This window comes from Peribacillus sp. NPDC058002 (genome assembly GCF_042886655.1).
GTDB lineage: Bacteria > Bacillota > Bacilli > Bacillales > DSM-1321 > Peribacillus > Peribacillus aracenensis.
In genome coordinates this window covers 26,321-52,776 of sequence record NZ_JBHVQU010000010.1, presented here as the reverse complement: position 1 = coordinate 52,776, position 26,456 = coordinate 26,321, and the positions used below count along the sequence as shown (strand labels likewise).

Here is a 26,456-nt window from a genome sequence, read left to right as displayed (position 1 = left end):
TGAATCGATGAGACTGACAGCTTGGCGGAAAATCGCCGGGCTGTTTTCTATATCAAAATGGAAGAGGGTAAGCAGCAATGGCAGAAGAAAAGTTGCCGAACTGGCTGAAAAATCGGGCGCATCTTTCACCGGATCGCCCGGCAATTGAGTTTGAAGGTCATACGTATAGCTTTCTTGAACTGCATACATTATCGGAGAAAATGGCTGGTAAGCTGGCAAGCGTTGGTCTGGGCGCCGGCGATTCATGTGCGGTTTTGCTCCGTAACCATATTGATGGTGTCGTCGTTATCCATGCACTACTATATCTCGGTGTGAAGATTGTGATGCTGAATAATAAGCTAACGGCAAAAGAGCTGTCCTGGCAGATCGGGGATAGTGGATCTGCCCATTTGGTTTCAGAAGGCTCCTTCTCCGGCAAACTCTCTGATATTGGTGGGATTCTCCCAGAATTGAACCTTCATTTAATGGAAGAATTGCCGGATGGCACTGCGGAGATACTTCAAGAGTTTTACCTTGAGGATACCGCGACCATCATGTACACATCAGGTACGACAGGAAATCCAAAAGGAGTGATCCAATCATTCGGCAACCATTGGTGGAGTGCCGTCGGGTCGGTTCTGAACCTTGGATTGCATGAGGAAGATTCGTGGTATTGTGCTGTTCCCATCTTTCATATTAGCGGTTTATCCATCCTGATGAAAAATGTGATATATGGCATGAAGGTCGTTTTGGCAGAACGTTTCGATGAACGGGAGGCAAACCGGAGTATCCAGGAAAATGGCGTGACGATCATTTCGGTCGTGACGACAATGCTGAATAGGATGGTGCAGGATTTGAAGGGAGCAAGCTATCCGGCAACGTTTCGCTGTTTCCTGTTGGGCGGCGGCCCTGCGCCCGTCCATTTACTTGAGGTATGTAAGGAGAAAGGGATTCCCGTCTATCAAACATATGGGATGACCGAAACGTCTTCACAGATTGTAACACTGGCACCGGAGTATAGCATGACAAAAATCGGCTCGGCGGGAAAGCCTTTGTTTCCTTCGCAGTTACGGATAGAGAAAGACGGAACGATGTGTGAACCGGGTGCAGTGGGCGAAATCGTGGTTTCAGGTCCGAATGTGACGAAAGGCTATTTTAATCGGCTGGATGCTACACAGCAGGCCATTACCGATGGATGGCTTTATACTGGGGACCTTGGTTATCTCGATGAGGAAGGCTTTTTATATGTGCTTGACCGACGCTCGGATTTAATCATTTCCGGCGGTGAAAATGTCTATCCGGCCGAGATCGAAAATGTCCTAAGTAAGCACCCTGATGTTTTCGAAGCGGGAGTGACGGGGACTGACGATGAAAAATGGGGACAGGTCCCACTTGCCTTTGTCGTCTTGCATCAAGGTGCAGAACTTGATGAGAGCGAACTGCTGGAATATTGCAGGGGATATTTGGCATCTTATAAAATTCCCCAGAATGTGATTTTTTGTAAGGAGCTTCCCCGGAATGGCGCAAGCAAGCTTTTGAGACGGGAACTGAAGAAGGAAATGGGGGAATGGCAATGAAGTTATCCTCCATTTCCCTTAAGCTCATTAAGGCCCCTTTAAAGCGGTCATTCAAGACGCATCTTGAAACGGTAAGCGATCGGGAAGTGATAATTGTCGAAGCCATGGATGAAGACGGATTGATTGGATACGGGGAAGCAGTTCCTTTTACAAGTCCTTGGTATACCGAGGAAACGATCAAGACATGCTTTCATATGCTGGATGATTTCTTAATTCCGCTGACATTGGCCAGTCAGATCAGGCATCCTGATGAGCTGCCGAACTTATGGAGCGGAATCAGACGGAATGCGATGGCGAAGTCGGCTTTAGAGCAGGCAATCCTTGATTTATATGCGAAGCAGAAAGGAATCTACCTCGGACGGCTGTTTGGCGGCGAACGAAGTGAAGTGGCCGCTGGTGTAGTCGTTGCATCCAATGACATAGAAGATGCGATGCGCCAGATCGAGGATTTTTCCGGATCTGGGTATCAGCGTTATAAAATAAAAATCAATCCTCAAAGTGATCTGGAGTTTTTAGGGGAAATACGTCGGGCCTATCCCGATATCCCGCTAATGGCAGATGCCAATTCAGCGTACAGTCTGGATGACATCCCGCATCTTCAGAAGCTTGATTCGTTTAAGCTGATGATGATTGAGCAGCCGCTTGGACATGACGACATTGTGGAACATTCTTTTTTGCAGAAAAAACTGCAGACACCCATTTGCCTTGATGAAAGCATAAATTCATTTCATGATGCCAAAAGTGCACTGTCGCTCCAAAGCTGTGGGGTGGTCAACATTAAGATGGCTAAAGTCGGCGGCTGGATGGAAGCTGTAAGAATCCATGATCTATGCCTGGGTAATGGTGTGCCCGTTTGGTGCGGCGGTATGATTGAATTTGGCATTTCACGTGCACATAATATCGCACTTGCCACATTAAAAGGATTCACGATTCCCGGGGATATATCATCTTCATCCCGTTATTGGGAAGAGGATATAATCGATCCTGAAGTCATTGTCGAAAATGGCATGATCCAAGTTCCCGATAAAGCTGGAATCGGTTTTGACATCAATGAAAAACGATTAAAGGAATTGACTACATATAGTAAACTGTACAAATGAAAACATCAAAAGAGGTGCATTACGGCCTCTTTTGATTAAAATATTGATAATCTTCCTTTTTACCTCCCACGTTTCGTGTAACTCACCCTTTTTTTTTGACAGGAATCCCACTCTTTTGGTAAATGATTCAATAGGATAAATAAAATATAAGTTTGAAGTTTCGATGGCATCCCCTGAACCATGATTTTTAAAAGGGTATGACTGGTTAACCTAGGCCCTGATAAACCATATTTTTTTCGGAAAATGGGGTTTTGTCTATTTTTTCTTTATTGGATTATTTTGTATAATGAAATCAAAAGAATGGCAAACAAGGGAAAGGGAGGGGAGCGTGTATGAAAAAACCGTACCTAATTGCGGAAATTCTACTGAGAAGAGGCATGCCTGACTATGTCATAAAAGAAGTGACGGCTTTGAAGGAATGCGAGCTGTTTCTTTTGAAGAGAAAGTGGGGCCTCTATGACCGGAAGACAGGTGCGTAAAGAATGAAGTAAAAAGGGAACCGTTCCGATCCGGTCCCCATGCGTTTTAAGGTTTACTAAGCCGGTACCTATTGACAGGGCGGCCTATGCTGCCATACTGTACGTCAAGCTGAAGGACTTCTTCGCCATGCAAGTATTCGAGATAGCGCCTTGCTGTAACTCTGGCGATACCAATCCCATCAGCCACTTCTTCTGCAGATAGCGACCCAGGCTGGGTCTTTATGAACTTCGTCACTTGCTCAAGAGTCGCCCCATTCAAACCTTTGGGAACATCATATTTCGGACTCGCTTCAGAATGTGTTTTATTTTGAAAGAGAATTCGGTCGAGCTGGGTTTGAGAAATTTGATGGTCAGGTTCAACCTCCATCCGAAAAGCGAAGTATTGTTCCAGCGTATGTTTTAGCCTATCGAATTTAAATGGCTTGATTAAATAGTCAAAAGCCCCGTTCTGCATCATTTTTCGGATCGTTTTCTGATCATTTGCCGCTGAAATGATTATGACATCCACATCAATTTGCTCTTTTCTGATTTGATAAAGTGTATCAACCCCGTTTAAAGAAGGCATGAAGATGTCCAAAATGACAAGGTCGGGTTTAGACTGCCTGATTTTTTCCAGACCTTCAAGCCCATTTGAAGCTGTATCAACGACTTTAAAAGCAGGCAGGCGCTCAATGAACTGTTTATTGACCTCTTGGACCATTGGGTCGTCTTCAATTAAAAGTACACGAATTTGGTTAGTCATTTTGGTTCTCCTCTATATCGTGCATGGGAAAAGAAAGAAAAAAGCTTGTTCCTTCGTTAGGGCGTGTCGTGAATTTCATCTCGCCGTTCGCTTTTTTTACAATTTGGTCTATTAGATAAAGACCAATTCCTGATCCTTCCGCACCTTTTGTTGTAAAACCATACTCGAATATATCTTTATGAATGTCCTCGGGAATGCCGGGACCATTATCCTCAAGCACAATTTGACAATGACGTTCATCCTGGTAGATGGATAAATAAACTTGTTTTGTTTCCTCAGAACAATGCTTTAGCGCTGCATATGAGTTTTCGATCAGGTTTCCGATTATCAAAACAAAATCGTGATGATCCAAATCAGCGGGGAATCGGTCCAATTTCGTGTGCTTGTCCATGATGAGCTCGATTCCGAGTTCCCGTCCCAATGAGATCTTACTTAATATCAGCCCCACTAAATTATCATCGTGAATGTGCTTCGTTAAAAACCTGGTCAATTCCTCTTGTTCTTCCGTGATCTGAAAAATGTAATGCAGTGCTTCGTCAAGATTACCGAGTTGGATCAATCCTGCTATCGTATGAAGTTTGTTCATATGTTCATGGTTTTGAACACGCAGGGCTTCAACGAATGCTTTGACACTAGTCAACTCTTCAGCTAGCTTCGTCACATCGGTGCGATCCTGGAAAATGGCTACGGCACCGATCGTTTTATCCGCAATCTTTATCGGTACCCGGTTGCTTACAATATTCCTGTTTTGAACGGAGATTTCCTGATTGAAGATGGGAGATGTCCGATCGAGCACTTCCGGGAGACGGGTATCGTGTATAATATCATTGATATTCTTGCCGATGACTTCACCGTTGATATTGAATATTTGCTTAGCCTTTTCATTGAAAATCGTGATCGTTTCATTATTATCTATGGCGATGACCCCTTCGTGCATCGCATTGAATGCGGCTGTCCTTTCAACCAACATCCGTGAAATTTCATGTGGTTCAAGTTGGAAGGTCTCTTTTTTTATCCTTCTTGCCATGAGCCATGAGCCGCATACCCCGAATAGAAGTGTAAGGACCAGGATAATCGCGATTTCGGCTTTCAGATCCTTGATTAACTCCGGTATCGTAGGCAAGATATTCCCAACCAGGACGACGCCGATTTGCTCTCTATCTTTATCAAGGATCGGGACAAAGGCGCGGACGGAAATGCCAAGTTCGCCAGCCGCCTTTGAAAGATACTCATGCTCAGCGAAAGCAGCGCTTTCATCACTGCTTTCCGAAGGGGTCCCCAATTGGCTGAACACCGGATGGGAATAACGTATATGCTGATTGTTGAGCACAACTATATAATCTGCTTGATGGATTTTCCTTAAGTTTTCAATAATCGGATTGAGCTGCGTCCATCCTTCGGGCTTACGGACCAATTTTTGTACTTCTGGGAGTTCGGCAATGGTATGGGCAGTGATCATGGATCGTTTGCCGATTTCATCTTCCTTGACTGAAACGATGTTTCCGAATATAAAAATCCCGCCTATTAGTATCGAAAAAGCGACGATTACGAATGATAGCAGGGTGATTTTAATTTGAATGGGCATATGAAAGGATTTATCCATTGTTTTTCCTCCATTACTTCTATACTTTATAGTAACAGAATTTCTATCACTTTTCGCCATTTTTCGCGCATTGTATTACGACAGTGAAAAGCTGTGATAGAATAGTGATAATGTGAAGTGAGCGGTGAGGAGTTGTCGGTATGCGTGCATTATGGGGGTACTTATTATTAATTGGCCTGGGGCTGTTGATAGCAGTGTATATATCGTTTCAATCGTTCTTTACAAGCTTCGGTTTCAATTTGCCGAAGGATGAGGAGCAGGTCGGGATGAAGGATCAAATCGTGATTAAGTTCAGTCATGTCGTTGCCGAAAATACACCTAAAGGGCAAGCTGCGAACAGGTTTGCCCAACTTGTCGATGAATATACGAATCATCGTGTCAAAATTGAAGTTTACCCTAATCAGTCATTATATAGTGACCATGAAGAAATCGAGGCATTACAAGAAAACAAAGTGCAGATGATTGCTCCAACTACATCTAAAATTACGAGCATATCAAAGAAATGGATGCTATTGGACCTTCCATACGTCTTTCCGACGGACGCTGCTTTGCAGGAAGCATTGAATGGGGAAGTGGGGGAAGAGCTGCTTAAGCAGCTGAATACCATCGATATAGAGGGACTCGCATTTTGGTCGAATAACTATAAACAGATTACAAGCAGTAAACCGATACGGCATCCAAGGGATTTTGCTGGAAAGAATTTTAGAATCATGCCAAGTGCAGTCCTGGAAAGCCAATTCAAGCATTTTGGGGCGACAACTTCTGTGCTGGAGTTTAATGAAACATTTAAAAGCCTTGAAATCAATGAAACGGACAGCCAGGAAAATACGATTTCGAATATCTATTCCAAGAAATTATATGAGGTGCAAAAATATTTAACGATCAGTGATCATGGCTATTTAGGCTATGTCGTCATGATAAATAAGCCGTTTTGGAACAAACTCCCGTTGGACATTCAGCAGCAAATCCAACGGGCGATGGATGATACAACGAAATGGCTATGGATCAAATCAAATGAATTGAATCAGGAACAGCTTAAGGAAATCCAGCAAAAATCGAATATCGACATCTATACACTGTCAGATGAAGAAAAGAAGGAATGGATGGATGAGATGACCGTCATCTATCCGGAATTCGAATCAACGATCGGAACAGAATTGATGATGAAGATGGAAAAGATCCGTGATAAGCATTTAAACGAATAACGAAAACACTCATTAAATAGCAAGGGACAAAAAAAGAGCGACCCAATGGGCCCGCTCTTTTTTCTATTGCAATGCAGTTTGAAGTGTCTTAACATTCTTTTCCATTAAACTGAAGTAATCTTCACCGGCTTCGATATCTTTATCCGTCAACACGGAAAGGTTATGGAGCTCAAGTGATTTCGCTCCCATTTCCTTTTGGATTATCTCGGTTAGTTTAGAACTGATATTCTGCTCATAGATGACGTAGTTCAAGTCTTCTTTTTCAGCCATGGTCACGATTTTTCCCAATTCCTTTTGAGAAGGTTCGTTTGAAGACGTTAGTCCTGTGACGCCAATTTGTTCCAATCCATAGCGCTCCTCCCAATAACCATATGCAGAATGGGAAACGATGATCTTATTGGTACGGCCCGACTCGATCGTCGTCGCTAAATTTTTATCAAGTGCCTCAAGCTTTTTGGAAAGCTCGTTAAAATGATTGTTGAAATATTCTTCCTGTTCCGGCATTTTTTTCGTTAACTCATCCTTGATGGTTTTAGCCATGTCAATGGAATAGATGGGATCCAACCACAAATGCGGATTAACGCCCCCATGATTATGACCATCTTCTTCATGTGAATGTTCCTCTTCGTGTGCATGCTCATCTTCATCAAGATGAACCGTTTCACCCACCGCGATCGTTCTGACGCCTTCTTTGCTTAGAATTGGTTCAGCCTTGGTTACAAAGCCTTCTAGATTATAGCCAATATAGAAAAAAAGGTCTGACTCAGCCATTTTTACAATATCCTTTTGAGAGGGTTCGAATGAGTGTTCATCCGTTCCGGGAGGATAAACCGTCTCGACATTTACGTACTCCCCGCCAATGGCCTCAGTGAAGTACTGTAAAGGGTAGACCGTCGTATATATATCTAAGGCATCCTTGGTTTCATCTTTACTCGACTCTCCCTTTGAGTTGCCGCAGGCTGACAGAAATACCGCAGTAACAAGGAAAAGTGAGAGCAATGCTCGGATTTTCATATGAAATGCTCCTTTATAATTCGTATTGATTACGATTTGAATGTTATGTGGTAAAAACGAAATGATTACGATTTGACTTCTGTATGATACAAAAGATTGCAAAAGAAAGCAAGGTTTTTTTCTATTGGCCCTTACTTTTTTCTTTTTTCTCGGGAACAAGGTCAATGCCCCCTGGATGGAACGGATGGCATTTAAGAATCCGGATGAGTGCTAACCAGCTTCCTTTTATAGGTCCGAAACGATTGATCGCTTCCAAACCATAATGGGAACAAGTTGGATAAAAACGGCAAGTAGGCGGTTTTAATGGAGAAATGGCAACTTGGTAAAAACGGATGATTCCCATTAATACTTTTTTCAACACAAGGCTTTCATCTCTTTTCGAGTAAATTCACTACCCTTCATTATAGCATATTTTCTAGGTTTCCAATAAGGGTAAAAAAGGAATAAGCATAGGGGTAATCCGATAGATATAATAAGAATTAATTTTAATGGATGAAATATATTGTTATTCAAGGTAAAATAGAGATGACATACAATTAAGGAGTGAATTAAATGCCTTCAGTTGAAAGCTTTGAATTAGATCATAATGCTGTTAAAGCCCCATATGTTAGACATTGCGGTGTCCATAAGGTAGGAACAGACGGTGTTGTTAATAAATTTGATATCCGTTTTTGCCAGCCGAATAAACAAGCGATGAAGCCGGATACGATCCATACCCTGGAGCACTTGCTTGCATTCAATATCCGTAAACATTCCGAGCGCTACGATCACTTTGATATTATCGATATTTCGCCAATGGGATGTCAAACAGGATATTACCTTGTTGTCAGCGGTGAGCCGACAGTGACGGAAATCATCGATGTTCTTGAAGATACATTCAAGGATGCTGTTACAATTACTGAAATTCCAGCTGCAAACGAAAAACAATGCGGCCAAGCAAAATTGCATGATCTTGAAGGGGCCAAGAAATTAATGAACTTCTGGCTTGCACAAGATAAAGAAGATCTTCATAAAGTTTTCGGTTAATAAAAAAGTTCCTGTCCTATTGTGACAGGAACTTTTTTCATTTTTCGGGTTCTCCTTTTTCCCCCTCTTCCTTAGGCAAAGGATCGATGGGATCCACTGTATGCTTGTAGCTGTACCCTTTTCCGATTGTTAGGACCGATAAGGCCAATACAATCAGAATCACAATGATGGAGATGACTAAAACCGTAATCATACTTCACAGCTCCTAACGTTCACAATTTAGATTCATTTTAGCATAAGAACCGTAGCAGATAATGTTTCAATTTTCGAATAGAGGGAATTATAAAGGTATAACCAAATTACGGAGGTAGATATTCATGGTTCAGAAAAAATTGGGAACTTTAGTGAATAAGGAAATTGCAAACTTCAGTGTTCTATATACGAAAATTCATAATTACCACTGGTTCGTGAATGGACCGCACTTCTTTGAACTCCACCAAAAGTTGGAAGAGTTATATAAAGAAGTGACATCCAACTATGATGAATTGGCTGAAAGGTTATTGGCCATTGGTGAAAAACCGGTCGCTACGCTTAAAGAGTACATGGAATTAACGACGATCGAAGAAGCGACAGGTAATGAAAATACAGAAGATATGGTTCAAAGCGTCATCAGTGATTTTGAGAAGCTTTCCGAAGAGTTCTTGGAAATCATCGAAGTTGCCGAAGAAGAAGATCCGGTTACGGCTGATATGCTGACAGGCATGAAGAAAAGCCTAAACAAACATGCTTGGATGCTGCGTGCGTATTTAGGACATTAAGATTTAGGAAAAGCCCTGCTTCGGCAGAGCTTTTTTTTAGGTTAAAACAATAAAAAAGGCATCCATCAAAAGAGGGATACCGGACAAAGTATGTATTAGTGAATATTCCTAGGCGGAAAATGTGTAGGTTTCGTGTCGTTCAAACTATTTTGAGCGAACTTACCTTTTAACGTTTCAATAATGTAAAGGCCCATTAAATTGGTCAGTTCTTGATCATCCATCTCTTGAAGCAATTCGAAAATTTCCTTACGGTCAAGCTGTTCCAGAACCGCAAAAGTAAGCATATCAATATCTTCTTCATCACCAGTCATCTTATCGCGGTACATATTGTATAATTCTTCAATTAACTTCAAAACTCTCACCTCACATTTATTAGAATCCGTTATCTCTTTATATGTAGGTTATCAAAAAAAACTCTGGGTGCATATAAAAATCTTAAGGGATGCTTGGGCTTATTATATGTTTTACCCTTTGAAAGATACTTTAATCTATTATTTAACATCTTTGTTCTTCTGTAAACAAAATTTTCCATTGTATGAAGTAGAGAAATACGTGAAAAATAAGCGTAGGATATATGGAAAGGGTGGATGAATGTGTCTGAAAACAGGAAAAAATATTACATTTGGCTCCCGAATGGGCAGATAACACAAGATAGGGAAAGTTCTCCATGGAATTTCGAAATCGAGGCGACCGATAATGAAATCATCAAGTTACGTGAATTATTTGATTATAATTATTCAATAGGCGAAGAAAATTTTTACCGCGCACATGTCCCATACCTTCAATACCATTTTGACCGTGAAAATGATAAACAGGATATCACTCTCCAAAAAATTTACGAGATGATTTATGCTCTAGGTACCGATGAAGGAAAACGGCATATAGAAAGCATGGGGATTTTACAGGGAAAACCAACTGACGATGGCCTCGAATATTGAGGGTCCATCGTTTTTTTGATGTGATGCAGATTCTAGCTTTTACCCATATAATGAAAACAGGACATAGCATTATTTCTTAAACGGAGAGAAGGGGAAAAATGAAGCGTTTTCTTGATAAGAAAGGATATAAGGTGGAATACTCCGAGGATCCTGTCTTTGGAGAGTCTTGGCATGTTTTAGTGCTCAGCAGATACAAAGGCAGGTGGGTATTGACCAAACACAAAGAGCGGGGATTGGAGTTCCCCGGAGGAAAGCGGGAAGCAGGGGAATCGATTGAAGAAACGGCCATAAGGGAAGTATATGAAGAAACAGGAGGCTTGGTGGGCCAGCTGCAATTTTTGGGACAATATAAAGTACATGATCCAGTGAAGCCATTCGTTAAATCAATATACTACGCTGCATTGCGTGAAGTAGAGAAGAAACAGGATTACCTGGAAACGGAAGGCCCGATCTTTTTGGAAGCATTGCCGGATGTACTCGGTGAGGAGTTTAGCTTCATCATGAAAGACGAGATTGTACCATTGAGCATATCAAGACTGGATGATGCCATTTTACTGAGAAACGAGTGAATCTGTTGAAACTCACGAGTAAAAGGCCGGAATTCACGAGTAAATGGGTGAAACTCACGAGTAAAAGGCCGGAATTCACGAGTAAACCGCCGAAATTCACGAGTAAATCGCCGAAACTCACGAGTAAATCGCCAAAGACTCAATTCATTCTAGCATGAATGAAAAACTGCCGAGGGTTATCGGCAGTTTGGTTAGTCTTTGATTAATTTTCGCTCGAGAAGTTCTACTAGTTGATACATGATTGTGGCAAAGACGGCAATGATCATCAAGGCAAGCATTACGAGGGTGAAGTTGAAGACTTGAAAGCCATAAATGATGAGGTAGCCGAGTCCTTTGGCCGAAACAAGGAATTCCCCCACGATGACACCGACCCAGGAGAGGCCGACATTCACTTTCAATGTCGAGATGATCGTTGGGAAGGAGGCGGGTAAGATGGCTTCCCGAAAAGCTTGTGTTCTTGTGGCGCCAAAAGTTTGGAGTACCTTCAGGTAGTTCGGATCCACTTCGCGAAATGCAGTGTAGACGACGATGGTGGTGATGATGATGGAGATGATCGCCCCCATCGAGATGATGGATGGAAAGCCAGGGCCGAACGCAACGATGATGATGGGGCCGAGTGCCACTTTCGGCATGGCATTTAAAATGACGAGATAGGGGTCAAGTGTTTTGGACAATCTTGGCGACCACCAAAGCAGGGATGCGAGGATCGTTCCAAGCAGTGTCCCTATGATAAAGCCGAGAACGGTCTCGAATAGCGTCACTCCGGAATGGGATAGAAGTGTTCCATCACCCAATTTTTGTATGAAAAGATGCCATACTTTGCTTGGAGAGCTGAAGATGAGCGGATCAATCCATTCCATCCGGGAAAAAAGTTCCCAACTGCTGAAAAAAACGATGAAAATCAGGATCTGATAAAAGCGTATGAGCCTGTTTTCCTTTTTTAATTTGGTTTTATATTGGTTATGAAGGTGTTCAATATTCAAGGCTCTCAAGCTCCTTCCAGATCGTTTGGAATAGCATTGGATAATGTGTGTGGTTGCGTGCATGGAAAGGCGTCAGTTCACGCAGCTCATCGGGTACCTCGAATGTTTTGTGCACGCTTCCCGGGTTTGCGGAAAACAGATAAATGCGGTCACTCATTGCGATGGCTTCACCGATATCATGGGTGACGAGCACTGCTGTCTTTCCGAAGGATTTCAGGGTTTCAAAAACAAGGTCTTCCAGCTTCAACTTCGTTTGGTAATCAAGGGCCGAGAAGGGTTCATCAAGCAGAAGGATTTTTGGGTCGACCGCCAGTGTCCGTGCCAGTGCGGCCCTTTGCCTCATTCCGCCTGAGAGTTCGCGTGGATATGATTTTCCGGTGCCAGCCAATCCAACGTCACTTAATAATTTCAGCGTCTTTATTCTCTCAAGACCTTCATCCTTTTTAATCAGTTTCAATCCTAATAAAACATTTTCTTCTATCGTCTTCCATGGAAATAGATAATCCTGCTGCAGCATATAGCCGATTGAAAGGTCACTGTTGGCCTTCAGCGGTTTGTTTTCGAGCAGGATCTTTCCCGAAGTAGGCGAAAATAGTCCGGCGATGATGGAAAGCAGGGTAGTCTTTCCGCAGCCGCTCGGACCTAGAAAAGAGACGAATTCACCTTTTTCAATGTCGAGGGAAATGTCCGCGAGTGCGGTCGCTGCCGTCTGATTTGAAAAATAAGTATGGTGAATGTCTTGGATCTTTAAAAAGCTCATCGGACATCCTCCTTACCTTAAGTTATGCTATTTTGTGACTTCTTCAGCAAAATCGGTATTGACCAGCTCATCATGGCTTATACGTGAAGGTAGCTCGCCTGATTCATCCATGATGTTTTGCAGATTGATCCATTCTTCTTCATCAAGAATGGGATCGGTGGCAAATGAACCTTGTTCTTTGTAGCGGTTGATAACTGTTTCCATCGTCTCGAGATTGGTATCTTCAAAATACGGCTGAATGACTTTGGCGATTTCGGCAGCGTCATTTTCCTGAACCCAATCCTGTGCTTTCTTCAATGCTTTCGTGAATTTCTTGACCGTCTCTTTGTCTTCTTTCAAATAACTTTCCTTAGCCATGTATACCGTATAGGGAAGATGCCCGGATTCGGAGCCGAAAGAAGCAACGATATAGCCTTTTCCTTCTTTTTCAAACACACTGGCCGTTGGTTCGAACAGTTGAACAAAATCGCCGGTTCCGGAAGCGAACGCAGTTGCGACATTCGCAAAATCAATATTCTGTATGAGGTTCAAATCTTTTTTCGGGTCTATGTTATGTTTTTTCAATACGAACTCGCCGGCCATTTGCGGCATCCCGCCTTTTCGCTGGCCTAGGAATGTAGAGTTTTTCAGCATATCCCAATTGAAGTTGTCAATTTTTTCACGTGAAACAAGAAACGTTCCATCCGTTTGTGTTAATTGAGCGAAGTTGATGACCGGGTCGTTCGAGCCTTGTGCCCGAACGTATATCGATGTTTCAGAGCCCACGAGAGCAATATCCGCCCCATCGGACAGAAGCGTGGTCATCGTCTTGTCGCCGCCTGCCGTCGTTTTCAAATCAATGTTGAGACCCTCATCTTTAAAAAATCCTTTTTCAATCGCTACATATTGCGGTGTATAGAAAAGGGAGCGGGTTACTTCGGCAACCCTGACTTTCGTTGTTTCCTGTTCCTTGTTGCCACATGCTCCAAGCGGGATCACCAGCATGCACAGAAGTAAAAATACGACACCTGCTTTACACCATTTTTTCAAAATTCCTTCCTCCTTGATATAGGTATTTTGCCTACCTTATCGTATGAACGGATGAAAAAAATGTGAATGCCTCTCAGGGGATAAAAACAAGCGGATGTTTTACAATAAGAATAGAGAGAAAGGAGAGTGGAAATTGGAGAACGGAACGATTATTTCAAAACGGCGGTTCCCATCACCGCATCCACGAATCCATCTTTATTCAGTCACATACATATCACAAGGCCTGAAAGTAAAGGGGCTGCTAGCTGAACCGGTTGATGGTGAAATACATGACGCTTTCCTATATTTACGCGGCGGGATAAAAAATGTCGGCAAGGTGAGGCCTGCAAGGATCGTGCAGTATGCTGTAGAAGGCTTCATCGTTTTTGCCCCTTTCTACCGTGGAAATCAAGGCGGGGAGGGAGATGAGGATTTTGGAGGCGAAGATAGATTCGATGCGATAGCAGGATTCAATCTTCTTGAACAGCACCCTCGGGTGAACAAGGATCACATTCATATCCTCGGATTTTCCCGTGGCGGCATCATGGCGCTTTGGACTGGGATATACTGCAGGAATGCAGCGTCGATCGTCACCTGGGGTGGTGTATCGGATATGTTTTTAACATATGTCGAGCGTGTCGATATGCGTCGGATGATGAAGCGGGTCATCGGCGGAACACCTAAAAAATGCCCCGATCAATATGAATACCGTACGCCATTGTTTGCAATTGAAGATTTGAATGTACCCGTTCTGATCATTCATGGCGAAAAAGATGACAATGTCGCCATTGAACACGCGTACCGGTTGGAAAAAAGGTTGAAAATGCACGACAAAGAGGTCGAAAGCTGGTATTTCCCTCAATTCACGCATTACTTCCCACCCGCCGTGAACAGAAAAGTAGTCGAAGATTTAACATCTTGGATGAAAAGTAAAACCGAAAAATGATAGAATGAAATATATATTGGCAAGAGGAGGAGATACACATGGGCATGCCTATGGAGCTAAATACCATGATCGTTACAAAAGGGAACGAAACCCGTGAGGAAGAAAACATTTTTCGGCTGTCGAAAGATGGTTACAGGTTATACCCTATCGATATTCCAATCGATGTCCGCAAGACGATTCAATCTGACTCAAGCGGAACAGCCGTTATCCAAAAAATTGAATGGACAAGTGAAAAGACCATCATTACGTACCAACTACTATCACTGAACTCTACTAACTAAATAGACAAGCGCTTGCCGGGAATCGACTCGCAGCAAGCGCTTTTTTTGATTTGCTGCCTAATTCGACCCGTGCCCCAACGAAATTGACCGTAAACGCACATCATTCGGCTTACACGCCAATATTTCAACCGATATCTTATCACTGGTGGATTCAATTTTTGAAATGATTGACATAAAAAAAATGGTAAAATGGTGTAAAGCACATGAGGTTGGGTGATTTGATGATTTTGGTGAGTTCTTGTTTAGCGGGTCTTGAGGTTAGATACAATGGTACACACAGCTTGGATGATAGAATTATGGAATTGGTGAAGGAGAAAAAGGCTATAGCGGTTTGTCCTGAGTTGCTTGGCGGTTTTTCGACACCGAGGGATCCTGCGGAGATAGTTGGCGGTGAAGGTGGGGATGTCCTTGATGGAAAAGCGAGGATCATCGAAAAGTCGGGCAGGGATGTAACGGAATTGTACATAAAGGGAGCGAATCTTACGTTATCGAAAGCCCAGGAGTTAGGGGCGACGTTAGTCGTTTTAAAAGAAAATAGTCCATCCTGTGGAAGTGCCACGATTTATAATGGGGAATTCAAGGGGGAGAAGAAAGCCGGGAATGGAGTGACCGCGGCTTTGCTTAGGCGGCATGGATTCACGGTCATTTCAGAGGAAAGGTTATTCGATTATCTGGATGGAAAATGAGTAAGGCATTATAGGTAGTGCTTTTGAAAGAAGGGGAACACATGGAGGATATCAATCTTTATACTTTGCTATTTTTAGTACTTGCCGGTTTTATTGCCGCATTCATCGATTCCGTTGTGGGCGGGGGCGGATTGATTTCCATTCCGGCATTATTATTCACGGGGATTTCGCCTTCAGCGGCACTTGCCACTAACAAGCTGGCGGGTACAATGGGGTCTTTAACGAGTACGATTTCATTCATTCGGGCTGGAAAAGTGGATTTCAAATTCGTCATCAAGCTGTTTCCGATTACTGTGATTGGAGCGGCGTTAGGAGCATATGTTGTACATTTCGTTTCCGCAGAGATACTGAAGCCCCTCATTTTGGTTTTGCTGGTCATTGTCGCGATTTATACGTTGGTAAAAAAGGATTGGGGTAAAGATGCAAAGTATAAAGGGCTGAAAAGGAAGAAAATGATTCTTTTGATAATCATAATATTTGCGATTGGTTTTTATGATGGTTTTCTTGGACCAGGCACAGGTTCCTTTTTATTATTTTCATTCTTGATCATCGGGTTTGATTTTGTCCAGGCTGCCGGGAATGCAAGAATATTGAATTTTGGAAGCAATATTGCTGCACTTATCATTTTCTTATCCATGGGGACCGTCAATTTTGCCTATGGAATTCCGATGGGTCTGGCAATGGTCGCAGGAGCATTGGTCGGAACGAACTTCGCAATTAAGAAAGGTGCTTCATATGTACGGATATTATTCATTGCAGTCACGATTTTATTGATTGGAAAAAATGTCTTGAATTATTTTCATGTGTTTGGATGATATAAAAGATGGCCGGAGATACAAGTTGTATTTTCGGCCATTTTTACATTCATTTTGTGAAACACACGTCCCGTTGAACGCCAAACTGTTCCTTGACCTTGCTTGACTTTTTTCATGCTAATCTTCCTGTTGCTTATCATGACTATCAATTCGGCAGGGAGATGTTATCCTCTTTATCAAAACAAACTTCGCAGATGAAGCTTCCTTCATTTTTTAAATATGCCTTTATTTCAGTCATCCCTTTACGCTTCGGATAACGCATTTTCACAAGAACGACTTCGTCCCCCTTAATTTCTTTATCGCATTTAACACACTTGGGATTTTCCCCAAACATCTAAACACCTCCAAGCAATGTAAAGTTATTGATCTACCCAAACTATCACATAGGTATCTAACATTTTCAAATTAAAATTAGGATTAGTTTTGTACTCTTTGTTAATCTGGCTGAATAGAAAAAGCCTGCCGCTTATGTGACAGGCTTTTCTCATTATTTTCTTCTGCTTTTTCATAATGGGAGGGGGGACTTCATTCCGCAATGCTTTAACAGGATTTCGACAATCCGCTGTGAAGCGAATCCATCTCCATATGGGTTGGAAGCTGTCGCCATTTTTTTATAGGTTTCTTCATTTGTAAGTAGGTCTGAGGCTAATTGATAAATTCGTTCTTCCTCAATTCCTGCCAATAAAAGGGTGCCAGCGTCGATTCCTTCCGGACGTTCCGTCGTATCGCGCAGCACAAGAACAGGAACACCTAGTGATGGGGCTTCTTCCTGCACGCCTCCGGAATCTGTCAATATTAGATGGGCGTGCGCCGCAAAATTATGAAAATCAAGCACCTCAAGCGGCTCTATTAAATGAAGTCTTTCCGTTTCGCCAAAAATCCGGTAAGCAATTTCACGGACTACTGGATTTTTATGAAGCGGGAAAACGACTTGGATATCTGTGTGATCTTCAAGCAGCCGTTTGACGGAACGGAATATTTCTTCCATTGGTTTTCCGATATTTTCTCGTCTATGCGCTGTCATCAATAACAAACGATCTCCATTCAAGCCAGATAGAATAGGATGTTCATAGTCTTTCCGCACTGTTGTTTTCAAAGCATCGATAGCCGTATTTCCAGTAATATGGATAAAATCATTCTTTTTATTTTCCAAAATTAGATTCTCTGCAGCCTGATTAGTTGGCGCAAAGTGCAAATCAGCCAAGACGCCTGTCAGCTGCCTATTCATTTCTTCAGGATATGGAGAATACTTATTACCAGTCCGGAGACCAGCTTCAACGTGGCCAATCTGTATCTTATTATAGAAAGCTGCCAAGCTTGCGATGAATGTTGTCGTTGTATCCCCATGTACGAGGACGATATCCGGTTTTATATCTTTCATGAGCGAACTCAATTTTTCAAGCCCTCGAGTCGTAATCTCTTCTAATGTTTGTCTATCCTTCATCATATCCAAATCGTGATCTGGCTTTATTTGAAAACATTGCAAGACTTGGTCGAGCATTTCCCTATGCTGGGCGGTGACCACCACGATGGTTTCTATTTCCTCTGGATGCTTTTTCAGTTCCAAAACGACTGGTGCCATTTTGATAGCCTCTGGTCTTGTACCAAATACGGTCATGACCTTAATACGTTGTTTAGGCATGCTCATTTCCTCCTCTTCTGAATGTCTCCCCCATTATAACGGGAAGTTCACGGGAAATTTAAAAATGAAACAATAATTAACAGAATTTTTACGATATTAATGAGGACTTTATAATTCTTTAACCTTCAGTTAATATCTGGCATTTACAATATAAAGCAGGAAGCATAGCTCAGCAGAATTGAGGTGATAGGCGAATATGAAAAGCGTCCTGATGATCGTACAAAACTTTTATCCGGAAATCGGAAGTGCGGGAAATAGAATGAAAAATATATATCTCCATTTGAAAAGAAACGGATTTGAGGTAACGGTCATCACATTGAAGCCGAGTTATCCTAATCAAAGTTTATATCAAGATACAAAGTTTTGGGATGAAGAAAGCATTGAAGAAGATGTCATCAGGATTAAACCTGACAAAGTGAAGAGGTATACAAGCAATATGGGGAAGCGGTTGCTTCATTATCTTGAAGCGATGTGGCTTTTCATTTATACAATCATCCGTCTCGAAAAAAAATATGATTATGTGTTCGCCACGACCCCGCCGATCTTCCCGACATTTGCGGCGTTGATCGCCAAGAAGAAGATGAAGGCGAAACTCATTACCGATGTCAGGGATTTATGGCCGGAATCGTTGATAGGAGTTGGGGTATTCACTCATAAGTGGGTTTTGAAAATCGCTTTCTTCCTGGAAAGGATGCTATATCGGCATTCGGATTTTATTATCATCAATAGTCCTGGTTTCAGGGATTATATCGTTGCAAAGGGAGTCAAGGAAGAGGCCATCCAATTCATCCCTAATTCGCTTACTGCGGATGAGCTGACGTTAAAGAATTTGCTTACACCCGTATCGGAAAACGTAATCAAGGTCGTTTATGCGGGGAATATCGGACTGGCTCAGGACTTGAAAAAACTGATAGCCGTGGCTGAAAAGCTAAGGGTATATAAACAAATCGAGTTCTCGATGATTGGATATGGATATCGGATATCCGAAGTGGAGAAGGAGATAAGCTCTAGAGGGCTGACTAATATTAAGATGATTAATGCGATGAATCGAAGAGTGACCCTTCATGAAGTTTCAACATCCCATATTGCCTATGTGAGCTTGGTTGAAAAAGAAGTCTTCAATAAAGTTTTGCCTGGTAAAATCATCGATTATATGTGTGTCGGAAAACCGATTGTCGGTGATGTGGACGGCAGGGCCAAGAAGATGCTCAAAGAGGCAAAATGCGGGTTGGTGGCAGAGAGCAGGAATGTTGATGAAATCTGTCAACATATCTTGACCATGGCCTCAGATCCAGCCCTTCGTGAAGAACTGGGGGAAAACGGTCATCGGTATGCTAAACAACATTTTCAATGGTCTAAAAATATTAAAGGTCTCATCAATGTGATGGAAGCGTCAGGCTGAAAATTCCGGAAGTGGAGGACAACATGGCGAAGAAAGTATGTATGTTCGTGTGGAATCACTTTACAAACGATGCGAGGGTTCTAAGAGAGTGCACAGCACTTACTGAAGCTGGTTATGAAGTCGATTTAATTGCCATTCATAACTGGAAAATCGAGGGCTTGCCCAAAAAGGAGAAACACCAAAATGGTTTCTCCGTCACTAGGGTGAATAACCGCTGGGAGGCGCTTCATAGGGTTCTCAGGATCGTAGGCAAATTGAAGAAAAAGAAGTTTGAAATCGTTCTATTGGCCTTATTGGTCTGGAATACGTTATGGAACTTGAACTTGATCAACGGCTGGCTGGGATCGGGGATACTGTTCGGTTCCCTTGCACTCCTTGCGATGTGCACCATGATCATCACTAAAACGAAGCTGCCGACCCTATTAACAAGGAGCTATATTTTTGGTCAAATGATCTATCATGGCCGGAAAAGGAAATATGATTTTTACCATTCGAATGACTTGAATACGCTCATGCAGGGAGCGATCAGCAGTAAATGGTTGAGAAGAAAAAAGCTGATTTATGACTCGCATGAGGTGCAAACGAGCAGAACGGGATATAATAGCCGAATTTATGGGCTGATGGAGAAGTTCCTATTAATGTTCGTCGATGAAATGATTGCTGAAAACCATACGAGAGCTAAGTATAACGAAGACTTATATGGTCTGTATCCCAAGGTGGTCCATAACTACCCGATACCAACCAATCCTGAGGAAAGTACGGCCGTGAATTTGCATGAGCTGCTCGATTTGCCAGAGAATGAACCGATATTGTTATACCAAGGCGGCGTGCAAATGGGAAGAGGATTGGAGCAATTGGTTGATGCTGTACCGATGATCGAAGGCGGGACGGTAGTTTTTATAGGGGATGGAAGAATCAAGGACGAGTTAATGAAAAAAGTAAGCGACATGAATCTGGAGCATCGTGTGAAGTTCCTGCCGAAGGTTCCGGTCGACGAGCTGCTCCATTATACAAAAAATGCGTATTTAGGTTTTCAGATATTGAATAATGTCTGCTTTAATCACTACTCCGCATCCTCAAATAAATTGTTTGAATACATGATGAGCGGTGTGCCTGTGGTTGCCTGCAGCTTTCCTGAAATTCAAAAGGTTGTCGATACAGAAAAAATCGGTGTGTGTGTCGATTCACATGATCCAAAATCAATTGCCGAAGGCGTCAATTACTTATTGAAACATCCTGAAAAAAGGGCGGAAATGAGCAATAACTGCCTGAAGGCGCGACAAAAGTACAATTGGAAACAAGAGAAGGAAATTTTTATCGAAATCTATCAAACAGCCTAACGAATGTGAGTGTAGCAGAAAAATAGATAGGAGTGGTTTATATGAAACTTTGTACAATCGGACTTGGTTATATAGGACTTCCAACTTCTTTAATGTTTGCGAAACACGGTGTCGATGTTGTCGGCGTGGATATCCATCCTGAGATTATTTCCAATTTGAATAGCGGCAGGCTCCATATCGAAGAACCAGGTTTGGGAGAGGTATTGCAAGAAGTGCTTATTTCCAATAAGTTCAGAGCTGCGTTAAGCCCGGAACATGCGGATGTTTTCATTATCGCGGTGCCTACACCAAATAAAAAGGACATACATCAATCTTGTGATTTAACTCATGTCATGGATGCAACCTCCAACATTCTTCCTTTTATCAAAAAAGGGAATGTCATCATTATCGAATCGACGATAGCGCCGAGAAGCATGGATGATCATATTAAACCGATGATCGAGAGGACGGGCCTTACCATCGGAAAAGACATTTTCCTCGTTCATTGTCCGGAACGTGTTTTACCTGGAAGGATTCTTGAAGAGTTGGTTCATAATAACCGTATCGTCGGAGGTATCACGGAAACATGCTCATATAAAGGAAGCCTTGTTTATAAAACCTTCGTTCAAGGGGAGATCATTCAGACGGATGCGAAAACGGCTGAAATGTCCAAACTGATGGAAAACACCTTCAGGGATGTCAATATCGCCCTTGCGAATGAGCTGACGAAAATCTGTTTCGAGCTTGACATCAATGTTTTGGATGTCATATCGATGGCGAACAAACACCCTCGTGTGAATATACACCAACCTGGGCCAGGAGTTGGCGGCCATTGTTTAGCGGTCGATCCATATTTCATCGTTGCAAAGGCACCAGAGTATGCGAGAATCATTAAATTGGCCCGTGATACCAACGTATCGATGCCTTATTACATCGTTAATTCCGTAAGGATGATGCTAGAGGGGATCCGGAATCCAAAAGTCGCCGTTTTCGGTCTTGCATACAAAGGAAATGTAGATGATATTCGAGAAAGTCCCGCCATTGATGTCGTCAATATCCTGATGGGGATGGACAACATGGATGTAGCCTTGCATGACCCGCATGTCCAATCCGGAAAGATGCCAGTCGTATCTGTCGAAGACGCTGTAAATGATGCCGACTTGATACTTGTCCTGACTGACCATGATGAATTTAAACAGATGGACTATGATAAGCTAGCGAATCTCATGAGCAATAAATTGATTTTGGATACACGCAATTGCATTGATGCAACTAAAACAGATGTCCCGGTGGCCAATCTGGGCAATATATATGAATACAAAACGATGTCCATGAAAAAAGCCAGGAATAAAGCGATCATCTAAAAACTTGGACAAACATCGTTAATGGTATAAGGATAAAGGAGGCGCTGTCTATGACAGTGCCCTTTTTCCAATGAAGAAAAGGACCATGCAAGAGCTTGGTCCTTTCAGACAGATTGTAGAAACATTCCTTTCCGCCGAGACTGTCTGTGTCTGCCAAGCCTCTTGCAGCGGGTATCTGGCGGGGGCTGGGGAAGCCAGTTATTCGACAGCAAGCAAGCGCCGTTTTTCGCCCTGCCCAGCACTATATACGACCGTAGACGCCATTTTTCGCCCTATTTTGATAAAGTAAGCAATGAAGGAAAACATAGTCTTGGTTCGGGAAGGGGAAGAGATACTTTCTTGTCGACAAACTGAAAGGACCAAGCAAGAGCTTGATCCTTTTGTGTAAAATTTATTAAGCTGTCGGTCCGCCAAGTTCTTCGATTTCACTTGGAACGCTTTTGAATTTCTTGAAGTTTGCACGGAATTGAGCGGCAAGGTCTGTTGCTGCTTCTTTATAAGCTGCAGGATCTGCCCAAGTCTTGATTGGTTGAAGCACTTCATCAGGAACACCAGGAACATGAAGCGGGATATCCAAACCGAAGATATCATCTTTGATCGTTTCGATGTTCGCTAATTCACCTTCAAGTGCAGCTTGTACCATTGCACGGGTGTAAGCAAGTTTCATACGGCTTCCAGTTCCATATGCACCGCCAGTCCATCCAGTGTTGACAAGGTATACCTTAGCATTGTGCTCGTCGATTTTATCACCAAGCATCTCGGCATAGCGTGTAGCTGGAAGCGGTAAGAATGGTGAACCGAAGCAAGTGGAGAATGTAGCTTCCGGTGAAGTTACGCCTCTTTCAGTACCAGCCAATTTACTAGTGTATCCGCTTAGGAAGTGGAACATTGCCTGTTCTTTGGAAAGCTTGCTGATTGGAGGCAGAACGCCTGAAGCATCAGCTGTCAAGAAAATGATTGTATTTGGATGTCCTGCAATACTTGGGTTCACGATGTTATCGATCGCTTGCATTTGGTAAGCAGCACGAGTGTTTTCAGTCAATGAACTGTCATCATAGTTCGCTACACGTGTATCCGGATCAACAACAACATTTTCCAGTACGGCACCGAAACGGATGGCATCGAAAATTTGTGGTTCTTTTTCACGTGAAAGGTTGATCGTTTTCGCATAGCAGCCGCCTTCGATGTTGAATACGCCGTTAGAAGACCAGCCGTGCTCGTCATCGCCAATCAGTTTACGGCTCGTGTCTGCAGACAAAGTCGTTTTGCCTGTACCGGACAGACCGAAGAATAAAGCGACGTCCCCTTCACGTCCTACGTTAGCAGAGCAATGCATTGGAAGGATTCCAGCCTCTGGAAGTAAGTAGTTCATGATCGAGAAGATCGATTTTTTCATTTCTCCTGCATATTCCGTTCCGCCGATCAGGATGGTACGGCGTTCAAATGAAACGATGATGAAAGTTTCGGATGTAGTTCCGTCAACTTCCGGGTCTGCTTTGAAGTTAGGTGCAGAAAGGATTGTGAATTCAGCTTCGTGACCTCTCAATTCCTCTTCGTTTGGACGGATGAACAAAGTATGGGCGAAAAGGTTATGCCAAGCATATTCATTAACAACACGGATAGGAAGACGTGATGATTCATCTGCACCAGCAAAGCCTTTAAAAACAAAAATCTCTTCTTTTGCTTTTAGGTAGTCAACTACTTTATTATATAGTTTATTGAATACATCTTCGGAAATTGGCTGGTTCACTGGACCCCAATCGATTTTATCTTTAACTGATGCTTCTTCAACGATATATTTATCTTTAGGTGAACGACCTGTATATTTGCCAGTTTCAGCTTTTACCGCACCGGTTGATGTTAGAACGCCTTCATTTCTGCTTAATACTTTTTCAACCAATTGAGGAACTGAAAGTTGAGTTTGCACGTTGTTTCCTGTTAATAATTGGTGTAACTCATTAGAAACGTCTACAGAATTCATATATGAGGTACCTTCCTTTGTTTAAGTTTTTAGATTACAATTAGTATAACACATTCATTTAATTAGTCTATACTATTTCTTTTAATTTGTGATTATTTTCAGTTGGTTGCGTTAATCATTTTCATCCGGCAGGAACCGATTCAGGATTACCGCATAAACTTTCATGAAGATAATTTTATTTTAATAGGAAGTAAGAAAGCAATATATGGCTAAAGGGAAAGTCCGGATGTCGTTCCTTTTCGGATGCTCATTCCTTTATTATTAATGGCAATTTACAACATTTCTATTCGTATTTTGCATTGTAAGCCCTTCTAGGACGTTGCATCAACATGTTTTTTCAAATGAACGCCATTCTGGATGGATATCATCTTTTTAGAAAAGCATTGACAAGTTCCAGCCAGATACGATAATATCTTAAATTGTACGGATTCTCTTATCCCGAGTTGGTGGAGGGACAGGCCCTTTGAAACCCAGCAACCTGCCATATTGAACTTGACTCCAAGATCGATCGCCGAAAATAAAGCGAAGGTCTTCAAGGAATAGTGGTGATGGTGCTAACCTGAGCAAGGTAAAAACCCTTGAACGATAAGAGTGAAAGGATAGAAGACAGAATGTTAAACCTTTCCTCATTTGCCAGGGAAGGTTTTTGTGTTTTTTAATAAGTAATTCTGTGTCTATAGTTGAAACTAATGAGGGAAACGAGTTCCGTAAAATTCAGGCTTTTGCCTGCAACATACTAACTTCCAAGGAGGAAATATGATGTCAAAGAAACGTCTATTTACTTCTGAATCTGTTACAGAGGGCCATCCGGACAAAATTTGTGATCAGATTTCAGATTCCATTTTAGATGCTATCCTAGCTAAGGATGCAAATGCACGTGTTGCGTGTGAAACTAGCGTAACTACAGGTCTTGTACTTGTTGCCGGTGAAATTACAACTTCCGCTTACGTAGATATTCCGCGTATCGTTCGTGATACGATTAAAGGAATTGGCTACACACGTGCGAAATACGGTTTCGATGCTGAAACTTGTGCCGTGTTGAGTTCCATTGATGAGCAGTCTGCCGATATCGCAGCTGGTGTCGATAAAGCATTGGAAGCTCGTGAAGGAAACATGTCAGAGGAAGAAATCGATGCAATCGGTGCAGGGGACCAAGGTCTTATGTTCGGATTTGCTTGTAATGAAACAGAAGAGCTTATGCCGCTTCCGATTTCATTGGCGCATAAACTTTCATTCCGCTTGGCTCAAGTCCGTAAAGATGAAACTCTTGCTTACCTGCGCCCTGATGGTAAAACACAGGTAACTGTGGAATATGATGAAAATAACGTTCCTGTACGTGTAGATACGATCGTTATCTCTACACAGCATGATGCAGAAATTACGCTCGAACAAATTCAAGCCGATCTAAAAGAACATGTGATCGAAGCAGTCGTTCCAGCTGAATTGATCGATGCCGATACTAAGTACTTCATCAACCCGACTGGCCGTTTCGTAATTGGCGGACCTCAAGGGGATGCTGGTCTTACTGGACGTAAAATCATCGTTGATACTTACGGCGGATACGCTCGCCACGGAGGCGGTGCATTCTCTGGTAAGGATGCTACTAAAGTTGACCGTTCTGCTGCATACGCTGCTCGTTATGTTGCGAAAAACATCGTGGCAGCCGGCCTTGCCGACAAAGCGGAAGTTCAATTGGCCTACGCAATTGGTGTTGCAGAGCCAGTATCTATCTCAATTGATACGTTCGGAACTGGTACAGTTAGCGAAGAAGTCCTTGTTGACCTAGTTCGCGCTAACTTCGACCTTCGTCCAGCAGGTATCATCAAAATGCTTGACCTTCGTCGCCCGATCTACAAACAAACAGCTGCCTACGGACACTTTGGCCGTACAGATGTCGATCTTCCATGGGAACGCACGGACAAAGCAGAAACATTAAAAGCACAAGCGTAATCCATATAAAAAAAGGTGTCCCGCAATTAGCGGGGCACCTTTTTTATGGATTGATTTTGCCGTCAGCGGGAATAATTCAAGAAATCCAAAAAAAATTCAACTTACGTGCAATACGTGTGAGTCAGGGGCGTTTACAAGTTTGTTTGGGTCAACTACTCGTGAATTAGAGTCGGTTTACTCTGAGTTAGAGCAATTACTCGTGAATTAGAGCAATTTACTCGTAAGTTAGAGCAGTTTATACTCGTGAGTTAGCATTTACTCGTGAGTTAGAGCAATTTACTCGTGAGTTAGAGCGTTTTACTCGTGAGTTAGGGCAGTTTACTCGTGAG

General features: G+C 42.5%; 29 protein-coding genes and 1 riboswitch. Of the genes, 17 read left to right on the top strand and 12 right to left on the bottom strand.

The window, feature by feature from the left end; genetic code table 11:
* Nucleotides 1-77: 77 nt before the first annotated feature.
* From ACFVSH_RS04040 to ACFVSH_RS04030, 3 genes are all read left to right on the top strand, one after another.
* Nucleotides 78-1,556: an o-succinylbenzoate--CoA ligase gene (locus ACFVSH_RS04040; protein ID WP_387603142.1), complete on the top strand. Its 1,479-nt coding sequence runs from the start codon at nucleotides 78-80 to the stop codon at nucleotides 1,554-1,556.
* Nucleotides 1,553-2,656: an o-succinylbenzoate synthase gene (gene menC / locus ACFVSH_RS04035; protein ID WP_387704982.1), complete on the top strand. Its 1,104-nt coding sequence runs from the start codon at nucleotides 1,553-1,555 to the stop codon at nucleotides 2,654-2,656. Before ACFVSH_RS04040 ends, menC begins: the two co-directional genes overlap by 4 nt.
* Nucleotides 2,657-2,988: 332 nt before the next feature.
* A complete protein-coding gene (locus tag ACFVSH_RS04030; RefSeq protein ID WP_153246142.1) occupies nucleotides 2,989-3,135 on the top strand; it encodes a hypothetical protein in 147 nt (48 codons plus the stop codon).
* Nucleotides 3,136-3,181: 46 nt separating this feature from the next.
* Here the strand turns inward: ACFVSH_RS04030 and ACFVSH_RS04025 are convergent, their stop codons facing one another.
* Both ACFVSH_RS04025 and ACFVSH_RS04020 read right to left on the bottom strand, forming a co-directional pair.
* On the bottom strand, nucleotides 3,182-3,877 hold the full coding sequence (locus ACFVSH_RS04025) for a response regulator (RefSeq protein ID WP_260285254.1): 696 nt from the start codon (nucleotides 3,875-3,877) through the stop codon (nucleotides 3,182-3,184).
* Nucleotides 3,870-5,480, bottom strand: coding sequence for an ATP-binding protein (locus ACFVSH_RS04020; protein WP_387704980.1), 1,611 nt, complete (start codon nucleotides 5,478-5,480; stop codon nucleotides 3,870-3,872). Before ACFVSH_RS04020 ends, ACFVSH_RS04025 begins: the two co-directional genes overlap by 8 nt.
* 140 nt (nucleotides 5,481-5,620) lie before the next feature.
* Here ACFVSH_RS04020 and ACFVSH_RS04015 point away from each other — a divergent pair, with 140 nt between their 5' ends.
* A complete protein-coding gene (locus tag ACFVSH_RS04015; protein WP_387704978.1) occupies nucleotides 5,621-6,685 on the top strand; it encodes a DctP family TRAP transporter solute-binding subunit in 1,065 nt (354 codons plus the stop codon).
* Nucleotides 6,686-6,748: 63 nt separating this feature from the next.
* On the opposite strand, the gene ACFVSH_RS04010 is transcribed toward ACFVSH_RS04015, so the two are convergent.
* Together ACFVSH_RS04010 and yidD are read right to left on the bottom strand one after the other, a co-directional pair.
* Nucleotides 6,749-7,699, bottom strand: a complete 951-nt coding sequence (locus ACFVSH_RS04010; protein ID WP_387603129.1) for a metal ABC transporter solute-binding protein, Zn/Mn family — start codon at nucleotides 7,697-7,699, stop codon at nucleotides 6,749-6,751.
* 121 nt (nucleotides 7,700-7,820) lie between these two features.
* On the bottom strand, nucleotides 7,821-8,042 hold the full coding sequence (gene yidD / locus ACFVSH_RS04005; protein ID WP_387603190.1) for a membrane protein insertion efficiency factor YidD: 222 nt from the start codon (nucleotides 8,040-8,042) through the stop codon (nucleotides 7,821-7,823).
* A 209-nt stretch (nucleotides 8,043-8,251) separates the two neighbouring features.
* Here yidD and ACFVSH_RS04000 point away from each other — a divergent pair, with 209 nt between their 5' ends.
* Nucleotides 8,252-8,725, top strand: a complete 474-nt coding sequence (locus ACFVSH_RS04000) for an S-ribosylhomocysteine lyase (RefSeq protein ID WP_137019600.1) — start codon at nucleotides 8,252-8,254, stop codon at nucleotides 8,723-8,725.
* A gap of 37 nt (nucleotides 8,726-8,762) precedes the next feature.
* Here ACFVSH_RS04000 and ytzI read toward each other — a convergent pair whose 3' ends face one another.
* On the bottom strand, nucleotides 8,763-8,918 hold the full coding sequence (ytzI, locus tag ACFVSH_RS03995) for a YtzI protein (RefSeq protein ID WP_192206822.1): 156 nt from the start codon (nucleotides 8,916-8,918) through the stop codon (nucleotides 8,763-8,765).
* Nucleotides 8,919-9,042: 124 nt separating this feature from the next.
* Here ytzI and ACFVSH_RS03990 point away from each other — a divergent pair, with 124 nt between their 5' ends.
* Nucleotides 9,043-9,483 (top strand): Dps family protein, encoded by a 441-nt coding sequence (locus tag ACFVSH_RS03990; RefSeq protein ID WP_192206821.1) that lies wholly within the window; start codon nucleotides 9,043-9,045, stop codon nucleotides 9,481-9,483.
* A 95-nt stretch (nucleotides 9,484-9,578) separates the two neighbouring features.
* Here the strand turns inward: ACFVSH_RS03990 and ACFVSH_RS03985 are convergent, their stop codons facing one another.
* Nucleotides 9,579-9,845 (bottom strand): DUF6154 family protein, encoded by a 267-nt coding sequence (locus tag ACFVSH_RS03985; protein ID WP_370662567.1) that lies wholly within the window; start codon nucleotides 9,843-9,845, stop codon nucleotides 9,579-9,581.
* 225 nt (nucleotides 9,846-10,070) lie between these two features.
* Here ACFVSH_RS03985 and ACFVSH_RS03980 point away from each other — a divergent pair, with 225 nt between their 5' ends.
* From ACFVSH_RS03980 to ACFVSH_RS03970, 3 genes are all read left to right on the top strand, one after another.
* Complete coding sequence (locus ACFVSH_RS03980) at nucleotides 10,071-10,421, top strand: hydrolase (protein ID WP_387603125.1); 351 nt, start codon at nucleotides 10,071-10,073, stop codon at nucleotides 10,419-10,421.
* A 98-nt stretch (nucleotides 10,422-10,519) separates the two neighbouring features.
* Nucleotides 10,520-10,990 (top strand): RNA deprotection pyrophosphohydrolase, encoded by a 471-nt coding sequence (gene ytkD / locus ACFVSH_RS03975; protein ID WP_387704977.1) that lies wholly within the window; start codon nucleotides 10,520-10,522, stop codon nucleotides 10,988-10,990.
* Between the two features lie 5 nt (nucleotides 10,991-10,995).
* Nucleotides 10,996-11,148 carry a hypothetical protein gene (locus ACFVSH_RS03970; RefSeq protein WP_387704975.1) on the top strand — a complete coding sequence of 51 codons (153 nt, stop codon included), beginning with the start codon at nucleotides 10,996-10,998 and terminating at the stop codon, nucleotides 11,146-11,148.
* Between the two features lie 33 nt (nucleotides 11,149-11,181).
* Here the strand turns inward: ACFVSH_RS03970 and ACFVSH_RS03965 are convergent, their stop codons facing one another.
* The 3 genes from ACFVSH_RS03965 to ACFVSH_RS03955 are packed head-to-tail and all read right to left on the bottom strand — an operon-like array spanning nucleotide 11,182 to nucleotide 13,762.
* Nucleotides 11,182-11,973, bottom strand: a complete 792-nt coding sequence (locus tag ACFVSH_RS03965) for an ABC transporter permease (RefSeq protein ID WP_387704973.1) — start codon at nucleotides 11,971-11,973, stop codon at nucleotides 11,182-11,184.
* Nucleotides 11,963-12,733, bottom strand: a complete 771-nt coding sequence (locus ACFVSH_RS03960; RefSeq protein ID WP_387704971.1) for an ABC transporter ATP-binding protein — start codon at nucleotides 12,731-12,733, stop codon at nucleotides 11,963-11,965. The genes ACFVSH_RS03965 and ACFVSH_RS03960 overlap by 11 nt, the downstream gene beginning before the upstream one ends.
* 27 nt (nucleotides 12,734-12,760) lie before the next feature.
* Nucleotides 12,761-13,762, bottom strand: coding sequence for an ABC transporter substrate-binding protein (locus ACFVSH_RS03955; RefSeq protein WP_387704969.1), 1,002 nt, complete (start codon nucleotides 13,760-13,762; stop codon nucleotides 12,761-12,763).
* Between the two features lie 133 nt (nucleotides 13,763-13,895).
* Here ACFVSH_RS03955 and ACFVSH_RS03950 point away from each other — a divergent pair, with 133 nt between their 5' ends.
* From ACFVSH_RS03950 to ACFVSH_RS03935, 4 genes are all read left to right on the top strand, one after another.
* Nucleotides 13,896-14,687, top strand: a complete 792-nt coding sequence (locus tag ACFVSH_RS03950) for an alpha/beta hydrolase family protein (protein WP_228467552.1) — start codon at nucleotides 13,896-13,898, stop codon at nucleotides 14,685-14,687.
* 38 nt (nucleotides 14,688-14,725) lie between these two features.
* Nucleotides 14,726-14,968: a DUF2584 domain-containing protein gene (locus ACFVSH_RS03945; protein ID WP_076370015.1), complete on the top strand. Its 243-nt coding sequence runs from the start codon at nucleotides 14,726-14,728 to the stop codon at nucleotides 14,966-14,968.
* A 221-nt stretch (nucleotides 14,969-15,189) separates the two neighbouring features.
* Nucleotides 15,190-15,654 carry a 2-thiouracil desulfurase family protein gene (locus tag ACFVSH_RS03940; protein ID WP_387704988.1) on the top strand — a complete coding sequence of 155 codons (465 nt, stop codon included), beginning with the start codon at nucleotides 15,190-15,192 and terminating at the stop codon, nucleotides 15,652-15,654.
* A 41-nt stretch (nucleotides 15,655-15,695) separates the two neighbouring features.
* Nucleotides 15,696-16,469, top strand: coding sequence for a TSUP family transporter (locus ACFVSH_RS03935; protein WP_387704967.1), 774 nt, complete (start codon nucleotides 15,696-15,698; stop codon nucleotides 16,467-16,469).
* A gap of 145 nt (nucleotides 16,470-16,614) precedes the next feature.
* Here the strand turns inward: ACFVSH_RS03935 and ACFVSH_RS03930 are convergent, their stop codons facing one another.
* On the bottom strand, nucleotides 16,615-16,803 hold the full coding sequence (locus ACFVSH_RS03930; RefSeq protein ID WP_387704965.1) for a Fe3+ hydroxamate ABC transporter substrate-binding protein: 189 nt from the start codon (nucleotides 16,801-16,803) through the stop codon (nucleotides 16,615-16,617).
* A gap of 171 nt (nucleotides 16,804-16,974) precedes the next feature.
* The gene (gene wecB / locus ACFVSH_RS03925; RefSeq protein WP_387603104.1) at nucleotides 16,975-18,111 is read right to left on the bottom strand and encodes a non-hydrolyzing UDP-N-acetylglucosamine 2-epimerase; all 1,137 of its coding nucleotides are present in this window, start codon (nucleotides 18,109-18,111) and stop codon (nucleotides 16,975-16,977) included.
* A gap of 196 nt (nucleotides 18,112-18,307) precedes the next feature.
* Here wecB and ACFVSH_RS03920 point away from each other — a divergent pair, with 196 nt between their 5' ends.
* Genes ACFVSH_RS03920 through ACFVSH_RS03910 form a run of 3 tightly spaced genes read left to right on the top strand, consistent with a single transcriptional unit; the run spans nucleotide 18,308 to nucleotide 22,196 of the window.
* Nucleotides 18,308-19,513: a glycosyltransferase family 4 protein gene (locus tag ACFVSH_RS03920; protein ID WP_387603101.1), complete on the top strand. Its 1,206-nt coding sequence runs from the start codon at nucleotides 18,308-18,310 to the stop codon at nucleotides 19,511-19,513.
* 23 nt (nucleotides 19,514-19,536) lie between these two features.
* Entirely contained in the window at nucleotides 19,537-20,853 is a 1,317-nt protein-coding gene (locus ACFVSH_RS03915; RefSeq protein ID WP_387704963.1) for a glycosyltransferase, read from the top strand.
* 41 nt (nucleotides 20,854-20,894) lie between these two features.
* Complete coding sequence (locus ACFVSH_RS03910; RefSeq protein WP_260285239.1) at nucleotides 20,895-22,196, top strand: nucleotide sugar dehydrogenase; 1,302 nt, start codon at nucleotides 20,895-20,897, stop codon at nucleotides 22,194-22,196.
* 394 nt (nucleotides 22,197-22,590) lie between these two features.
* Here the strand turns inward: ACFVSH_RS03910 and pckA are convergent, their stop codons facing one another.
* On the bottom strand, nucleotides 22,591-24,177 hold the full coding sequence (gene pckA / locus ACFVSH_RS03905) for a phosphoenolpyruvate carboxykinase (ATP) (RefSeq protein WP_387603092.1): 1,587 nt from the start codon (nucleotides 24,175-24,177) through the stop codon (nucleotides 22,591-22,593).
* 430 nt (nucleotides 24,178-24,607) lie between these two features.
* Nucleotides 24,608-24,769, top strand: a riboswitch (SAM riboswitch).
* A 164-nt stretch (nucleotides 24,770-24,933) separates the two neighbouring features.
* Here pckA and metK point away from each other — a divergent pair.
* Nucleotides 24,934-26,127: a methionine adenosyltransferase gene (gene metK / locus ACFVSH_RS03900; RefSeq protein ID WP_260285238.1), complete on the top strand. Its 1,194-nt coding sequence runs from the start codon at nucleotides 24,934-24,936 to the stop codon at nucleotides 26,125-26,127.
* The last annotated feature ends 329 nt before the right edge of the window (nucleotides 26,128-26,456 follow it).

Coding starts and splice junctions, on each gene's coding strand:
- metK (WP_260285238.1), top strand. CDS start 24,934: ATGATGTCAAAGAAACGTCTATTTACTTCTGAATCTGTTACAGAGGGC.
- ACFVSH_RS04040 (WP_387603142.1), top strand. CDS start 78: ATGGCAGAAGAAAAGTTGCCGAACTGGCTGAAAAATCGGGCGCATCTT.
- ytzI (WP_192206822.1), bottom strand. CDS start 8,918: ATGATTACGGTTTTAGTCATCTCCATCATTGTGATTCTGATTGTATTG.
- ACFVSH_RS04010 (WP_387603129.1), bottom strand. CDS start 7,699: ATGAAAATCCGAGCATTGCTCTCACTTTTCCTTGTTACTGCGGTATTT.
- ytkD (WP_387704977.1), top strand. CDS start 10,520: ATGAAGCGTTTTCTTGATAAGAAAGGATATAAGGTGGAATACTCCGAG.
- pckA (WP_387603092.1), bottom strand. CDS start 24,177: ATGAATTCTGTAGACGTTTCTAATGAGTTACACCAATTATTAACAGGA.
- ACFVSH_RS03980 (WP_387603125.1), top strand. CDS start 10,071: ATGAATGTGTCTGAAAACAGGAAAAAATATTACATTTGGCTCCCGAAT.
- ACFVSH_RS03920 (WP_387603101.1), top strand. CDS start 18,308: ATGAAAAGCGTCCTGATGATCGTACAAAACTTTTATCCGGAAATCGGA.
- ACFVSH_RS03940 (WP_387704988.1), top strand. CDS start 15,190: ATGATTTTGGTGAGTTCTTGTTTAGCGGGTCTTGAGGTTAGATACAAT.
- ACFVSH_RS03990 (WP_192206821.1), top strand. CDS start 9,043: ATGGTTCAGAAAAAATTGGGAACTTTAGTGAATAAGGAAATTGCAAAC.
- ACFVSH_RS04020 (WP_387704980.1), bottom strand. CDS start 5,480: ATGGATAAATCCTTTCATATGCCCATTCAAATTAAAATCACCCTGCTA.
- ACFVSH_RS03945 (WP_076370015.1), top strand. CDS start 14,726: ATGGGCATGCCTATGGAGCTAAATACCATGATCGTTACAAAAGGGAAC.
- ACFVSH_RS03960 (WP_387704971.1), bottom strand. CDS start 12,733: ATGAGCTTTTTAAAGATCCAAGACATTCACCATACTTATTTTTCAAAT.
- ACFVSH_RS04025 (WP_260285254.1), bottom strand. CDS start 3,877: ATGACTAACCAAATTCGTGTACTTTTAATTGAAGACGACCCAATGGTC.
- wecB (WP_387603104.1), bottom strand. CDS start 18,111: ATGCCTAAACAACGTATTAAGGTCATGACCGTATTTGGTACAAGACCA.
- ACFVSH_RS03910 (WP_260285239.1), top strand. CDS start 20,895: ATGAAACTTTGTACAATCGGACTTGGTTATATAGGACTTCCAACTTCT.
- ACFVSH_RS03915 (WP_387704963.1), top strand. CDS start 19,537: ATGGCGAAGAAAGTATGTATGTTCGTGTGGAATCACTTTACAAACGAT.
- ACFVSH_RS03935 (WP_387704967.1), top strand. CDS start 15,696: ATGGAGGATATCAATCTTTATACTTTGCTATTTTTAGTACTTGCCGGT.
- ACFVSH_RS04000 (WP_137019600.1), top strand. CDS start 8,252: ATGCCTTCAGTTGAAAGCTTTGAATTAGATCATAATGCTGTTAAAGCC.
- menC (WP_387704982.1), top strand. CDS start 1,553: ATGAAGTTATCCTCCATTTCCCTTAAGCTCATTAAGGCCCCTTTAAAG.
- ACFVSH_RS04030 (WP_153246142.1), top strand. CDS start 2,989: ATGAAAAAACCGTACCTAATTGCGGAAATTCTACTGAGAAGAGGCATG.
- yidD (WP_387603190.1), bottom strand. CDS start 8,042: ATGGGAATCATCCGTTTTTACCAAGTTGCCATTTCTCCATTAAAACCG.
- ACFVSH_RS04015 (WP_387704978.1), top strand. CDS start 5,621: ATGCGTGCATTATGGGGGTACTTATTATTAATTGGCCTGGGGCTGTTG.
- ACFVSH_RS03930 (WP_387704965.1), bottom strand. CDS start 16,803: ATGTTTGGGGAAAATCCCAAGTGTGTTAAATGCGATAAAGAAATTAAG.